Origin of the sequence: Pseudomonas syringae pv. tomato str. DC3000, assembly GCF_000007805.1 — a bacterium.
GTDB lineage: Bacteria > Pseudomonadota > Gammaproteobacteria > Pseudomonadales > Pseudomonadaceae > Aquipseudomonas > Aquipseudomonas avellanae.
Window position 1 is genome coordinate 1,899,280 of the sequence record NC_004578.1, and the last position, 14,170, is coordinate 1,913,449.

13 protein-coding genes are annotated in these 14,170 nt (G+C 60.3%); 8 read left to right on the forward strand and 5 right to left on the reverse strand.

From position 1 onward, the window contains the following. Nucleotides 1-131 precede the first annotated feature (131 nt). From PSPTO_RS09035 to PSPTO_RS09065, 7 genes are all read left to right on the forward strand, one after another. Nucleotides 132-659 carry a DUF2059 domain-containing protein gene (locus PSPTO_RS09035; protein ID WP_003314637.1) on the forward strand — a complete coding sequence of 176 codons (528 nt, stop codon included), beginning with the start codon at nt 132-134 and terminating at the stop codon, nt 657-659. A 15-nt stretch (nt 660-674) separates the two neighbouring features. Further along, a complete protein-coding gene (locus PSPTO_RS09040; RefSeq protein WP_003378929.1) occupies nt 675-968 on the forward strand; it encodes a BolA family protein in 294 nt (97 codons plus the stop codon). 171 nt (nt 969-1,139) lie between these two features. Then, complete coding sequence (locus tag PSPTO_RS09045) at nt 1,140-2,093, forward strand: rhodanese-related sulfurtransferase (protein ID WP_005766720.1); 954 nt, start codon at nt 1,140-1,142, stop codon at nt 2,091-2,093. Nucleotides 2,094-2,096: 3 nt separating this feature from the next. Then, entirely contained in the window at nt 2,097-2,729 is a 633-nt protein-coding gene (locus PSPTO_RS09050) for a DsbA family protein (RefSeq protein WP_011103690.1), read from the forward strand. A gap of 49 nt (nt 2,730-2,778) precedes the next feature. Further along, nucleotides 2,779-4,548: an ABC transporter ATP-binding protein gene (locus tag PSPTO_RS09055; protein WP_161797811.1), complete on the forward strand. Its 1,770-nt coding sequence runs from the start codon at nt 2,779-2,781 to the stop codon at nt 4,546-4,548. A 123-nt stretch (nt 4,549-4,671) separates the two neighbouring features. Further along, entirely contained in the window at nt 4,672-7,128 is a 2,457-nt protein-coding gene (locus PSPTO_RS09060) for an EAL domain-containing protein (RefSeq protein WP_011103691.1), read from the forward strand. A 30-nt stretch (nt 7,129-7,158) separates the two neighbouring features. After that, on the forward strand, nt 7,159-7,944 hold the full coding sequence (locus PSPTO_RS09065; protein ID WP_005766727.1) for a TenA family transcriptional regulator: 786 nt from the start codon (nt 7,159-7,161) through the stop codon (nt 7,942-7,944). A 30-nt stretch (nt 7,945-7,974) separates the two neighbouring features. Here the strand turns inward: PSPTO_RS09065 and PSPTO_RS09070 are convergent, their stop codons facing one another. The 5 genes from PSPTO_RS09070 to PSPTO_RS09090 all read right to left on the reverse strand — a co-directional run bounded on the left by PSPTO_RS09070 (nt 7,975) and on the right by PSPTO_RS09090 (nt 12,706). After that, nucleotides 7,975-8,901 carry a GGDEF domain-containing protein gene (locus tag PSPTO_RS09070; RefSeq protein ID WP_005766730.1) on the reverse strand — a complete coding sequence of 309 codons (927 nt, stop codon included), beginning with the start codon at nt 8,899-8,901 and terminating at the stop codon, nt 7,975-7,977. Nucleotides 8,902-9,147: 246 nt separating this feature from the next. Beyond that, nucleotides 9,148-9,888, reverse strand: coding sequence for a YciK family oxidoreductase (locus PSPTO_RS09075; protein WP_007245137.1), 741 nt, complete (start codon nt 9,886-9,888; stop codon nt 9,148-9,150). Between the two features lie 27 nt (nt 9,889-9,915). Continuing rightward, nucleotides 9,916-10,587 (reverse strand): N-acetylmuramic acid 6-phosphate phosphatase MupP, encoded by a 672-nt coding sequence (gene mupP / locus PSPTO_RS09080; RefSeq protein WP_011103692.1) that lies wholly within the window; start codon nt 10,585-10,587, stop codon nt 9,916-9,918. Between the two features lie 3 nt (nt 10,588-10,590). Then, a complete protein-coding gene (gene ubiG, locus PSPTO_RS09085) occupies nt 10,591-11,289 on the reverse strand; it encodes a bifunctional 2-polyprenyl-6-hydroxyphenol methylase/3-demethylubiquinol 3-O-methyltransferase UbiG (RefSeq protein WP_005766737.1) in 699 nt (232 codons plus the stop codon). A gap of 85 nt (nt 11,290-11,374) precedes the next feature. Further along, nucleotides 11,375-12,706: a TRZ/ATZ family hydrolase gene (locus PSPTO_RS09090; RefSeq protein ID WP_005766740.1), complete on the reverse strand. Its 1,332-nt coding sequence runs from the start codon at nt 12,704-12,706 to the stop codon at nt 11,375-11,377. Between the two features lie 119 nt (nt 12,707-12,825). On the opposite strand from PSPTO_RS09090, the gene mtnA reads away from it, so the two are divergent. After that, nucleotides 12,826-13,902 carry an S-methyl-5-thioribose-1-phosphate isomerase gene (mtnA, locus tag PSPTO_RS09095; protein WP_005766742.1) on the forward strand — a complete coding sequence of 359 codons (1,077 nt, stop codon included), beginning with the start codon at nt 12,826-12,828 and terminating at the stop codon, nt 13,900-13,902. Nucleotides 13,903-14,170: the final 268 nt, after the last annotated feature.

Here is a 14,170-nt window from a genome sequence, read left to right on the forward strand (position 1 = left end):
CCATATGCCGACAGGGTTCCCGCGCAGTGGTTTTTAACCGCTGGGTGAACCGGGGGTTGAGCCAAAAGCCCAGATAAGCGCAGAATGGTCGGCCCTGGGGTAATGCCTCGTTTGCTAGATAAGGAAACTCGATGACCCGTCTTCGTGCCATTTGTACCGCGGTAGCCCTGGTCTGTGCCAGCGGCCAGGTCTTCGCCGACACCGCCAGTCACAACGCGAGCGCCGAAACATTCCTGAAGCTTGCCAACGCCGACCGCCTGGGCGCTCCGGTCTACGCACAGGTTCAACAGATGTTCGCCCAGCGTTTTGCTGAAACCAAGGCACCTGCATCGAAAAAAGCGCTGCTCGAAACCTATCAGGCCAAAGCCAACACTGCGCTGGACCAGGCAATTGGCTGGAACAAGCTCAAGCCTGAAATGGTCAAGCTGTACACCGCCAACTTCACCGAAAGCGAGCTGAAGGATCTGGTTGCGTTCTACCAGTCCCCGCTGGGCAAGAAAGTGATGACCAAAATGCCTGAGCTGGCTCAGCAATCGGCGCAACTGACCCAGAGCAAGCTGGAAAGCGCAGTGCCGGTCGTCAACAAGCTGCTGGCTGACATGACCGCCGAACTGGAACCTGCCAAGGCAGCGGCTCCCGCTCCGGCCAAGAAGCCCTGACAGGCGAGCCCCACCATGACCATGCAAAATCGAATCGAGTCGGCGCTTGCGCTGCTGCAGCCGCAGCACCTGCAAGTGCTCGACGAGAGCCACATGCACAGCCGTGGCCAGCAGACGCATTACAAGGCGGTGCTGGTCAGTGATCAGTTTCAGGGTCTGAACTCGGTCAAGCGCCACCAGAAGGTCTATGCCACGCTGGGTGCGCTGATGGGCGAGTTTCATGCACTGGCGCTGCACACCTACACGCCTGACGAGTGGGCCAAAACCGGTGCAGCGCCTGCTTCACCGACCTGCGCCGGCGGTCACTGACTCACGCGTTGTCCTGATCGTGCCCCTTTGCCGGGGCAATTGATTTGCCGACCTGCCTGTTGCACTCCGGTTTTTGCTAGAATCCGCACCGCGCCGCCTGGCCGGTGCGTTTTTTTTGTCCGCCATTTTTGCCCGGTAGGCCCTTTGCGAGGGTCGCCACTGGAGAGATACATGACTCAAGAGTCGATCAATCAGCCGATCGTCGTAGCGGCGCTATACAAATTCGTGACCCTCAGCGATTACGTAGCCTTTCGTGAGCCACTGCTGCAGGCCATGGTCGATAACGGCATCAAGGGCACGCTGTTGATTGCCGACGAAGGCATCAACGGCACAGTGTCCGGCAGCCGCGAAGGCATCGACGGCCTGATGGCCTGGCTCAAGAGCGATCCGCGCCTGATCGACATCGACCATAAAGAGTCCTACTGCGACGAGCAGCCGTTCTATCGCACCAAGGTCAAGCTCAAGAAAGAGATCGTGACCCTGGGTGTCGAGGGCGTCGACCCCAACAAGAGCGTGGGCACTTATGTCGAGCCCAAAGACTGGAACGACCTGATCACCGACCCTGAAGTGCTGCTGATCGATACCCGTAACGATTACGAAGTGTCGATTGGCACGTTCGAGGGCGCCATCGATCCGAAAACGACGTCTTTCCGTGAGTTTCCGGAGTACATCAAGGCGCATTTCGACCCGGCGGTGCACAAGAAGGTCGCCATGTTCTGTACCGGTGGCATTCGCTGCGAAAAAGCCTCGAGCTATATGCTCGGCGAGGGGTTCGAGGAGGTTTATCACCTCAAGGGCGGGATTCTCAAATACCTGGAAGAAGTGCCCGAGCAGGAAAGTCAGTGGCGTGGCGAGTGTTTCGTGTTTGACAACCGGGTCACGGTACGCCATGACCTGACCGAAGGTGACTATGATCAGTGCCACGCCTGCCGCACTCCGATCAGCGCCGAAGACCGCGCCAGCGAGCATTACGCGCCAGGCGTCAGTTGCCCGCATTGCTGGGACTCGCTGAGCGAGAAAACCCGCCGCAGCGCCATCGACCGGCAAAAGCAGATCGAACTGGCCAAGGCTCGCAATCAGCCCCACCCTATCGGGCGCAACTATCGCCTACCCTCCGAGGCCTGAGCCATGTCTTCCCGCCTGATCTATGTCATGGACCCCATGTGTTCGTGGTGCTGGGGCTTCGCTCCGGTTGCCGAAGCGCTGGTCGCACAGGCTCGGGCGGCGGGTGTGCCGTTGCATCTGGTGATGGGCGGTCTGCGCGCTGAAAGTGCTGCGCTGGAACCGGCCAAGCGCCGTTACATTCTTGAACACTGGCAGGCGGTCGAAGAGGCCACCGGCCAGACTTTCCGTCTTCAAGGCGCGCTGCCGGAAGGCTTTGTCTATGACACGACCCCGGCCTGTCTGGCGGTGACTGCCGCCCGGCATCTCGACCCGGACCGCGCCTGGGCGCTGGTTGGGCTGATCCAGCGGGCTTTTTACAGTGAAGGCCGCGACGTGACGCGCCCGTCGTTGCTGGCTGAGCTGGCCGAACAGACTGGCCTGTCACGTCAGGCGTTTGCCGATGAATTTGACAGCCCCGAGCGGCAGGCAGCAACGGCGGCAGATTTCGCCTGGGCGCAGGATCTGGGCATTGCCGGGTTTCCGACCCTGCTCGCCGAGCGCAATGGGCAACTGGCGCTGCTGACCAATGGTTATCAACCACTTGCCAGTCTTGCTCCCCTGCTGGGCCGATGGCTGGAGCGTGGCGCCAGTGCGTGATGATTTGCCCGAAGGTGCTCACCCATCGTCAGTCGGCCATCGCGATACGCTGAGCTGGGCCGAGATCCGTCGTCTTGCGCTGCGCCATAAAAAAGCCCTGTGGCTGGCCAATGGCGTCGCAGTTCTGGCGACCCTGTGCAGCGTGCCGATCCCGTTGCTGTTGCCGTTGCTGGTCGACGAAGTATTGCTGGGGCGCGGCGACGCTGCCCTCAACGTCATGAACCACCTGCTGCCTGACAGCTTGCAAAAAGCTGTGGGTTACATCGGCCTGATGCTCTTGCTGACGCTGGTGCTGCGGGTCGGGGCGCTGGTGTTCAATGTGTTGCAGGCGCGGCTGTTTGCCGGGCTGGCCAAGGATATTGTCTATCGCATCCGGCTGCGTCTGATCGAGCGCCTCAAGCGGATTTCCCTGCGCGAATACGAAAGCCTGGGCAGCGGCACAGTCACCACGCATCTGGTGACCGACCTGGACACGCTGGACAAGTTCGTCGGCGAGACCCTCAGTCGCCTGCTGGTGTCTACGCTGACCCTGGCCGGCACGGCGGGCATCCTGATGTGGATGCACTGGAAGCTGGCCCTGCTGATCATGCTCTTCAACCCGTTGGTGATTCTGCTCACGGTGAAGCTGGGCAAGCGGGTCAAACACCTCAAGAAACTGGAAAACGACAGTACCTCGCGGTTCACTCAGGCGCTGAGCGAAACCCTGGATGCGATTCAGGAGGTCAGGGCAGGCAACCGGCAGGGCTTTTTCCTCGGGCGTCTGGGCGCAAAAGCGCAGGAAGTTCGCGATTACGCGATCAATTCACAGTGGAAAAGCGACGCTTCCGGGCGGGCCAGCGGGCTGCTGTTCCAGTTCGGCATCGACATCTTTCGCGCGGCGGCAATGCTCACCGTGCTGTTCTCGGACCTGTCCATCGGGCAGATGCTCGCGGTCTTCAGTTACCTGTGGTTCATGATGACGCCGGTTGAGCAACTGCTGAACCTGCAATACGCCTATTACGCGGCGGGCGGGGCTCTGACGCGCATCAACGAACTGCTCGCGCGTGCCGACGAGCCGCACTACGCGGGCGGCGCGGACCCTTTCAAGGGGCGCGAAACGGTCAGTGTCGAGGTGCGCGGTCTGAGTTTCGGCTATGGCGAGGATCTGGTGCTGGACCAACTGAACCTGAGCATTGCACCGGGCGAGAAGGTCGCCATTGTCGGTGCCAGTGGTGGCGGCAAGAGCACCCTGGTGCAGTTGCTGCTGGGCCTGTACACGGCCCGTACCGGAGTCATCCGCTTTGGTGGCGTCAGTCAGCAGGATATCGGTCTGGACACAGTGCGTGAGAACGTCGCCGTGGTCCTGCAGCACCCGGCACTGTTCAACGACACTGTGCGCGCCAACCTGACCATGGGCCGTGACTGCAGCGACGAAGCCTGCTGGAGGGCGCTGGAGGTTGCGCAACTGGAATCGGCCATTCGCGACCTGCCGCAAGGCCTGGGCAGCGTGCTGGGGCGTTCCGGTGTGCGCCTGTCTGGCGGGCAGCGCCAGCGCCTGGCCATCGCGCGCATGGTGTTGTCCGATCCGAAAGTGGTCATCCTCGACGAAGCGACCTCGGCGCTGGACGCCGCCACCGAGTTCAACCTGCACCAGGCCCTGGCGCGGTTTCTGCGCAGCCGCACAACGCTGATCATCGCCCATCGTCTGTCAGCCGTTAAGCAGGCGGACCGGGTGCTGGTGTTCGACGGCGGGCGAATCGTCGAAGACGGCGACCATCAGCAACTGATTGCCGATGGAGGTCTTTACGCCAAGCTGTACGGACATCTGCAACAAATCTGATGGGTAATGCCTCGATCAGCGCACAGGTTGGCTCAATTGCGGGAGAATCACCTGCCATCATTGACGAATTTAGCCTAGTCTCTGCGCTAGACGTTTATTCAGGCATGTGGTGACGTGAAACCCATGAAGCAACCATGGACCTTCTCCAAGCCCCGTCTGCTGGGCATCGTGTGGCCTTTTATTGCCGTCGCACTGTTTCAGGCGTTGTTGGGGTGCGTCAGCCTCTACACCATGTCTGCGGTGCGCAGCTACGTGGCGGGTGAGAGTCTCTGGTCCAAGGGTCAGAAAGACGCTATCCACTATCTGAGCCTGTACGCCAATACCCACGATGAACGTGACTACCTCAAGTACCAGAACGCCTTCGCTGTGCCACAGGGTGGCCAGGCCCTGCGCAAGGCGCTTGACCAACCTATTCCATCGCTGTCAGACGCCCGTGCCGGGATCATTCAGGGCGGCAATCACCCGGATGATGTGAATGGCATCATCTGGATGTACCTGAACTTCCACAACTTCAGCTTCATGAAACAAGCCATTCATTATTGGGCAGTGGGCGACAGCTACCTCACGCAGCTCAACGAGCTTGCACTGCATATTCACGAGCGGGTCAGCCGCGGCGATGTGGGCTCCGCGCAAGTCGATCAGTGGCGCGTGCAGATCAACGTCATCAACGAAGGTGTAACGCCCGCGGCCAAGGCATTCAGCGATGCGCTGGGCGAAGGTTCGAGGTTTATCCTCAATCTGCTGATGGCGGTCAATCTGTTCACCGCTGTCGTGCTGATTCTTCTCGCGCTGTTGCGCGTGCGCCGCCTGATCGTCCAGCGGCGCTTGTTTGCCGACGCCTTGCAACTGGAGAAAGAGCGCGCCCAGATTACCCTTGAGTCTATCGGCGACGGGGTGATCACCATCGATGTGGCGGGCGCTATCGTGTACATGAACCCCGCTGCCGAAGGCCTCACGCACTGGAAAAGCACTCAGGCCAGCGGCCTGCCTCTGGCGGCATTGTTCAACCTGCTGGATGAAAACGATCAGAAAGACAGTTCGACGCTCATTGATCAGATTGTCACCGGCAAGCTCAAAGGCGGCAGCGCCGACAGCAAGCTGATCCAGCGGCTGGATGGCAGCACGGTCTCGGTGGCGCTGGTCGGTACGCCTATCTACACCGAAGGGGTGGTCAGCGGCGCGGTGCTGGTGCTGCATGACATGACTCAGGAGCGGCAGTACATCGCTGATCTGTCATGGCAGGCCGCTCATGATCCATTGACCGGGCTGGTCAATCGCAGTGAGTTCGAGCGACGCTTGCAACAGGTGCTCGATGACAGCAGTACCGGCAGTCACTGCCTGATGTTTCTCGACCTCGACCAGTTCAAGCTGGTCAATGACACCGGTGGCCATGCCGCAGGTGACGAGCTGTTGCGCCAGCTCTGTCAGGCCTTGCCGCAGGGCTTGCGCGACAGTGATACGCTGGCCCGGCTGGGCGGTGACGAGTTTGGCGTGTTGCTGGTCGACTGCACCACCAGCACCGCGCACGACATTGCCGAGGCGTTGCGCGAGATTGTCCAGGGCCTGCATTTCATGTGGAAAGGCCGGCCATTCATGACCACTGTCAGCATTGGTCTGGTGCACCTTGGCGACACGCCCGCCACGCTGGAAGGGTCGCTGTCTGCTGCCGACATGGCCTGCTACATGGCCAAGGAGAAGGGCCGCAACCGGGTTCAGGTCTACAGCGTCGACGATCTGACCCTGTCGATGCGTTTCGGCGAGATGGCCTGGATACAGCGCTTGCACATGGCAATGGATGAAAATCGTTTCTGCCTTTATGCGCAGGAAATCGCTTCGATCAAGGATCAGGGCAACGAGGTTCGCCACATTGAAATCCTCCTGCGCCTGCGTGACGAGTCCGGGCGCATGGTTGTTCCGGACAACTTCATTCCGGCCGCCGAGCGCTATGGGCTGATGACCACGCTGGACCGTTGGGTGGTGCAGAATGTCTTCAAAGTCATCGCTCAATGCCAGAGCGATGACCGGCATCAGGTGCCGCAAGCGCTATGTGCTATAAATTTGTCCGGTTCAAGTATTGGAGATGACACTTTTCTCGAATACCTGAAACAGCAGTTCAAGACCTTTGCCGTGGCGCCCGAAATGATCTGCTTCGAGATCACTGAAACCAGCGCCATTGCAGACCTGGACAGCGCCATCCGTTTCATCAATGAATTGAAGGCGCTGGGCTGTCAGTTTTCCCTGGATGACTTCTGTTCAGGCATGTCCTCGTTTGCCTACCTCAAGCATCTGCCCGTGGACTTTTTGAAAATTGATGGCAGTTTTGTAAAGGACATGCTCGACAACCCGATCAACAAGGCCATGGTCGAAGTCATCAACAATATCGGTCATGTGATGGGCAAGCGCACCATCGCAGAGTACGTGGAAACGCCGCAGGTAGAGTCTGCATTGCAGGAGATGGGCGTGGATTTTGCACAGGGCTATCTGATTGCGCGCCCTGAATTGTTCACGTGTGAGAGCCTGTACATTCAACCCGTACGGCCTGACCCCTTGATGTTCGGCGCGCCAGGAACGCTACGTTAATCAGTTGAACCCCTTATAAGGAGATACACAGTGATCGACACTTTCGAGAGAACCGGTCCGCTCATGGAAGCCAGCAGTTACCCGGCCTGGGCGCAGCAGTTGATCAACGATTGCAGTCCCGCAAAGGCGCGGGTGGTCGAGCACGAGTTGTACCAGCAGATGCGTGACGCGAAGCTGAGCCCGCAGATCATGCGTCAGTACCTGATCGGCGGATGGCCAGTCGTCGAGCAATTTGCGGTGTACATGGCCAAGAATCTCACCAAGACGCGCTTTGGTCGTCACCCTGGCGAAGACATGGCGCGGCGCTGGCTGATGCGCAATATTCGTGTCGAACTCAATCATGCCGACTACTGGGTGAACTGGTGTGCGGCCCATGACGTGACGCTTGAAGATCTCCACGATCAGCGGGTCGCCCCTGAACTGCACGCGCTGAGCCACTGGTGCTGGCAGACCAGCTCTTCCGACTCCCTGGCCGTTGCGATGGCGGCCACCAACTACGCCATTGAGGGGGCGACCGGCGAGTGGTCGGCAGTGGTCTGTTCCACCGGCGTGTACGCTGAGGCATTTGCGGAAGAGACCCGCAAGAAGTCCATGAAGTGGCTCAAGATGCATGCACAGTACGATGACGCGCACCCTTGGGAGGCGCTCGAGATCATTTGCACACTGGTGGGTAACAAGCCGAGTCTTCAATTGCAGGCCGAGTTGCGTCAGGCTGTTACCAAAAGCTACGACTACATGTACCTGTTCCTTGAACGCTGCATTCAGCTGGACAAGGTAAAGTCTCCACGTGGGCGGGTTGCCGCACTGGAAATGTAGGAGCAGGGCGAGAGGGCGGGGAGTGGGGTGCTAGCTGGCCATGGCGAGACGGTTGCGGCCTTCGCGCTTGGCGACGTACAGAGCGTTGTCTGCCCGGCGCAGCAGGCTGTCGGCGGTTTCCGTCGGCAGCAGTGTCGAGCAGCCCAGGCTGACCGTCATGGTCAGTGCCGGGTCAAGCTCGCGAAACTCTAGGTTGCGCACCGCCTGACGCAGGCGCTCGCCGATCAGTTCGGCCGCCGTGGCGCCGGTGTTGGAAAGAATCACCACGAACTCTTCGCCGCCATAACGGAACACCCGATCAATATTGCGCAACTGCGCTTTCAGGCTTTGTGCCACGGTTTTCAGCACGTCATCGCCAGTGTGATGGCCGTATTCATCGTTCACTTTCTTGAAATGATCGATATCCAGCATCAGCAGTGACAGCGGTTGCTTGTGGCGGCTCGAAATTTCTATTTCACGAGCCAGGCCCTGATCCATCGCGATGCGGTTGCCGGTACTGGTCAACGGGTCGCGCAGTGCGGTCTGCGTGGCAATGCGGTACAGCAGTGCATTGAGCAGCGGGTAGACCAGGCAGACCAGCAGGGATTCGAGGTCGCTCAGCTGCCGGGTATCGAAAGGCTTGGCGCCTTGAAACTCCAGTTCGCCGATGCACTTGCCCTCGTGGCGCAGGTGAAAGCTGGCGCTGTCGGATGACATTTCGCCCAGGCGCAGGTGCAGGTCGCTTTCGATGTGTCGGTAGACCAGGCCGCTCAATGGCAGGAAGCGTTGCACACCCTGAAAAAACAGGGTCAATATCCGCTCGGCTTCCAGGCTGGTCTGCAGTTGTCGCCCAAGCTGGTAGACCAGCTCGGGCAGTGACGGGGGCGGGAGCACAGCATCGGGTCGGTTTCGAAAACCGAGGCGTTGCAGTTCAGCCGTATCGAAATCGATTGCATGGGTCTGGGTAGGAAAATTCATCTCTTCGCTCCTCAGCACATAATGTAGGCTTGGCTCGGTTAGAGGGGACCTCACGCCATTCGGTTCACTTTTGGCTGGACTTATTAAAATCAGTGGTTTAGCTGACGCCAGCTCTCTGACAGTGAGCCATTTGTGGCAAATCATTGACCTGAAAATGCCTTGAAAACAGCTTTTATGACAGTTTTCTGTCACGAAAGTGCGCTTCGTTTTTCTTGTCTTCCTGTGTTCGATTCTGCCTGTTTTCACTTACTGGGCATTCAGCGCCTGACCGTTGATACCTGTGCTGTCGGGGCCCATCAGGTACAGGTAGACCGGCATGATGTCTTCGGGGGCAGGGTTGTTCAGCGGGTTTTCATCGGGGTAGGCCTGCGCTCGCATGCCGGTACGTGTCGCGCCTGGGTTGATGCTGTTGGCGCGCACGGCCGTAACGCCCTCAAGCTCATCTGCGAGGGTCTGCATCAGCCCTTCGGTGGCGAATTTGGAGACGCCATACGCGCCCCAGTTCGCGCGTCCCTTGCGGCCGACGCTGCTGGAAGTGAAGGCTATTGAAGCGTCTTCCGAGCGCTTGAGCAGTGGCAGCAATGCGCGGGTGAGCATGAAAGTGGCGTTGACGTTGACGTGCATGACTTGCATGAAGTCTTCGTCAGGCAATTGCTCCAGTGGCGTGCGCGGACCGATGATCGATGCGTTGTGCAGCAAGCCGTCAAGACGGCCGAACTCATGCTCGACCCGTGCTGCCAGCTCGCGGTACTGCTGCGCCGTGGCGTTTTCCAGATTTAGTGCAATGATCAGCGGTTGCGGCTGACCTGCGCTCTTTATCTGGTCACTGACCTCGGCAAGGCTGGCCTCGGTTCGGCCCAGCAGCACGACACTCGCGCCATGCGCAGCATAGGCTCTGGCGGCGGCAGCACCGATGCCGCGAGCCGCGCCGGTGACCAGAATGACCCGGCCCTTGAGCAGTTCCGGGTGCGCGGAGTAATCAAACATGAAGCGCCTCGCGTGTAGGGGTATGACTCAGCAACTGCACAGTGCGTTATCCAGCACCTTGCGCAGCTCGAGCGGGTGATCGACTACCACGTCTGCACCCCAGTGGTCCGGGTTGTCGTCGGGGTGGATGTAGCCGTAGCGCACGGCGGCGGTTTTAGTGCCTGCATCCCGTCCGGACTCAATGTCACGCAGGTCATCACCCACAAACAGAACGCTGGCCGGGTCCAGGTCGAGCATCTTGCAGGCCAGAATCATCGGCTCGGGGTGCGGCTTGCTGTGCGTAACGTGGTCCGGGCAGATCAGCACGGCAGAACGTTCGGCCAGGCCGAGTTGCTCCATGATCGGCTGGGCGAAGCGTACCGGTTTGTTGGTCACCACGCCCCAGATCAATCCGGCCTTTTCAATGTCGGCCAGCAACTCGCCCATGCCGTCGAACAGCTTGCTGTGCGCAGCGCAGTCACGTTGATAGCGCTCCAGAAACTCCAGGCGCAGGGCCTCGAATTGCGGCGCTTCCGGCGACAGGCCAAAGGTCGCGGAGACCATCGCCCTGGCGCCACCGGAAATCTCGTCGCGGATCAGTTTGTCGGCGACGGCAGGCAGGCTGCGGTCAGCCAGCATTGCCTGAGCAATGGCGATGAAGTCCGGCGCGGTGTCGAGCAAAGTGCCATCCATGTCGAATAAAACCGCTCTCAAGCGCATGGCTTATGCCTCCCGCAGGGTCTGGATCATGTAGTTGACGTCAACGTCGGAGGCCAGCTTGTAATGCTTGGTCAGCGGGTTGTAGGTCAGGCCGATGATGTCCTTGACCTGCAGGCCTGCATCGCGGCTCCAGGCACCCAGTTCGGACGGGCGGATGAATTTCTTGAAGTCGTGGGTGCCGCGTGGCAGCAGGTTGAGAATGTATTCCGCCCCCACCACGGCAAACAGATAAGCCTTCGGGTTGCGGTTGATGGTCGAGAAAAATACCTGGCCGCCGGGCTTGACCATGCGGTGGCAGGCGCGAATCACCGAAGAGGGGTCGGGCACGTGCTCGAGCATTTCCAGGCACGTCACCACGTCGAACTGCTCGGGCATTTCTTCGGCCAGGTCTTCGGCGGTAATCTGCCGGTATTCGACGCTGACGCCTGACTCCAACTGGTGCAGTTGCGCGACGGCCAACGGTGCCTCGCCCATGTCGATACCGGTGACGGTTGCACCGCGCAGGGCCATTGCTTCGCTGAGGATGCCGCCGCCACAGCCGACGTCCAGCACCTTCTTGCCTGCCAGGTTGGCGCGCTCGTCAATCCAGTTGACGCGCAGCGGGTTGATGTCATGCAGCGGCTTGAATTCGCTTTCGCGGTCCCACCAGCGATGGGCCAGGGCCTCGAATTTGGCGATTTCTGCGCGGTCAACGTTGCTCATGGGTGTCCCTCTTGAACTCAAAATTCGTTTTCATCAGTCTGGCTTATAGATAAGCCAGACTGGCATGTGTTCGGTCCGCACCGAATTATTCGGCTTTACCGGAAATACGCTGACCCCAGGCGATGGCGGTATCGCGCAGTGCGTGTTCGTCCATTCGGGTCAGGCGACCGTTGTCGAGCAACTGTTTGCCGGCCACCCAGACGTGACTCACGCAATCGCGGCCAGTGGCATATATAAGCTGAGATACCGGATCGTAGATCGGTTGCTGGGCCAGCCTGGACAGGTCGAAGGCGACCATGTCTGCGGCCTTGCCGAGTTCCAACGAGCCGGCTTCCGCCTGGATGCCCAGTGCACGAGCGCCGTTCAGGGTGGCCATGCGCAATGCCCGATGAGCATCCAGCGCCGTGGCCGAACCGGCGACAGCCTTGGCGAGCAGGGCGGCGGTGCGGGTTTCGCCGAGCAGGTCGAGGTCGTTGTTGCTGGCCGCGCCATCGGTGCCCACTGCAACGTTCACACCCGCCTGCCACAGTCGTTCAACCGGGCAGAAGCCGCTGGCCAGCTTGAGATTGGATTCGGGGCAATGAATGATGCTGGTGTTGCTTTCCACCAGCAAGGCCAGGTCGGCGTCGCTGATCTGGGTCATGTGTACGGCCTGAAAGCGCGGGCCGAGCATGCCCAGACGATTCAAGCGGGCAAGTGGGCGTTCCTGATGCTGTTCGACGGCTTGTTCGACTTCAAAGGCGGTCTCGTGGACGTGCATCTGGATCATGGCGTCCAGTTCGTCGGCGATGACCCGGACCTTTTCCAGGTTCTCGTCGCCTACGGTGTAGGGCGCGTGGGGGCCAAAGGCGATCTTGATGCGCGGGTGATGGGCCAGGTCGTTGAACAGTTCGATGCCGTTGTGCAGCGCTTCATCGGTGTTATGAGCGCCCGGAATCGGAAAATCCAGCACCGGCACAGTGATTTGCGCGCGCATGCCGCTGAGGTGAACGCGCTCGGCGGCAACCTTGGGGTAGAAATACATGTCCGAGAAACAGGTGATGCCGCCTTTGAGCTGCTCGGCGATGGCCAGATCGGTGCCGTCGCGCACGAAGTCTTCATCGACCCATCGGCTTTCGGCGGGCCAGATGTGGTCCTGCAGCCAGCTCATCAGCGGCAGGTCATCGGCCAGACCACGAAACAGCGTCATTGCCGCATGGCCGTGGGCGTTGATCAGGCCGGGGCTGAGCAGCATGCCGGGCAGTTCCTGCACCTGCGAGGCGTTTTGCCGCAACGCCTCGGCGCGCGGGCCGATGTAGACGATACAGCCGTCGCGAATGCCGATACCGTGGTCCTTGAGCACAACGCCTGCGGGCTCGACCGGCACCAGCCAGGCGGGCAGGAGCAAAAGGTCGAGCGGTGCTGTAGCGTTCGGCATGAGAAGGTTCCATCGCTTATTACGTTGATGGCGAAGTATACCCGAGCGTCTTCGCAGGCGGCTCGCTATAATCAGCGGCTTTTGATGCTGGGTTTCGGATGTTCAAGATGGAGTTGGCGATGCGCGATCGACTGTTGGCTGCAGAGAAAGTAAAGGCCATCGATTGGCGGGACGACGCTCTGTACCTGCTGGATCAGCGGGTACTGCCGTTCGAGGAGGTCTGGCACCGCTACACCACGGCGGCGGGGGTCGCCGAGGCGATTCGCACGATGGTCGTGCGTGGCGCGCCAGCCATTGGCATCAGTGCCGCCTATGGTGCAGTGCTGGGCGCTCGCGCCCGTATTGCCGAAGGTGGCGACTGGTACCCGGCGCTGGAAGAAGACATGCAACTGCTGGCCGATTCGCGCCCCACTGCAGTCAACCTGTTCTGGGCGCTGAACCGGATACGCGACCGTCTGATGCGCGTGAAAAATGGTGACAACCCTCTGGCGGCGCTGGAGGCAGAAGCCGTGGCGATCCACTTGAGCGACCGCGAAGCCAACCTGACCATGGCGCAATTGGGTGCCGACCTGATCCGCAAGCATCAGGGCAACCTGCAAACCGTGCTCACTCACTGCAATACCGGGGCGCTGGCCACTGGCGGCTTCGGGACTGCGCTGGGCGTGATTCGCGCTGCGCACCTGGAAGGCATGATCGAGCGGGTGTATGCCGATGAAACCCGGCCCTGGCTGCAAGGCTCGCGGCTCACCGCCTGGGAGCTGGCCAATGAAGGCATCCCGGTGACCCTCAACGCAGACTCGGCCGCCGCCCACCTGATGCGCACCAAGGGCATCACCTGGGTCATCGTCGGTGCCGACCGCATCACCGCCAACGGCGACGTGGCGAACAAGATCGGCACCTATCAGCTGGCCGTTGCCGCCATGCACCACGGCGTGCGCTTCATGGTGGTGGCGCCGAGTTCGACCATCGACATGGAGATGGCCAGCGGCGACGACATCATCATTGAAGAACGCGACGGCCGCGAACTGCTTGAAGTCGGCGGTCAGCGGGTGGGCGCCGATGTAGAGGCCTTCAATCCGGTGTTCGATGTGACGCCGGCAGACCTGATCGACGCCATCGTGACTGAAAAAGGCATCGTCGAGCGTCCCGACACCGCCCGCATGGCGCAGTTGATGAGCCGCAAACACCTTCATTGACCTACGCTGTGCACGCGCAGCCGCTTGGCCAAAGCGGCTGCGCGGGCCTGTAAGCGTCTCTCAGGCGGTTGTGCGCAGGTGGCTCGTTTTCAGCGCCTGCAAAGGATGTGAGCGCCCCGGCGGTTGTGGTAATATCCGGCGGTTATCGGGGACACTCACTGGCGTCACCCACACTGCGCAGTTTCATGGCATAACTCGTTGATTTGTCGTAAGTCGCTGCCCTGCAAATGCTGGCAGCGGCGAGCTTCGTATACCCCGAATGGGTTTG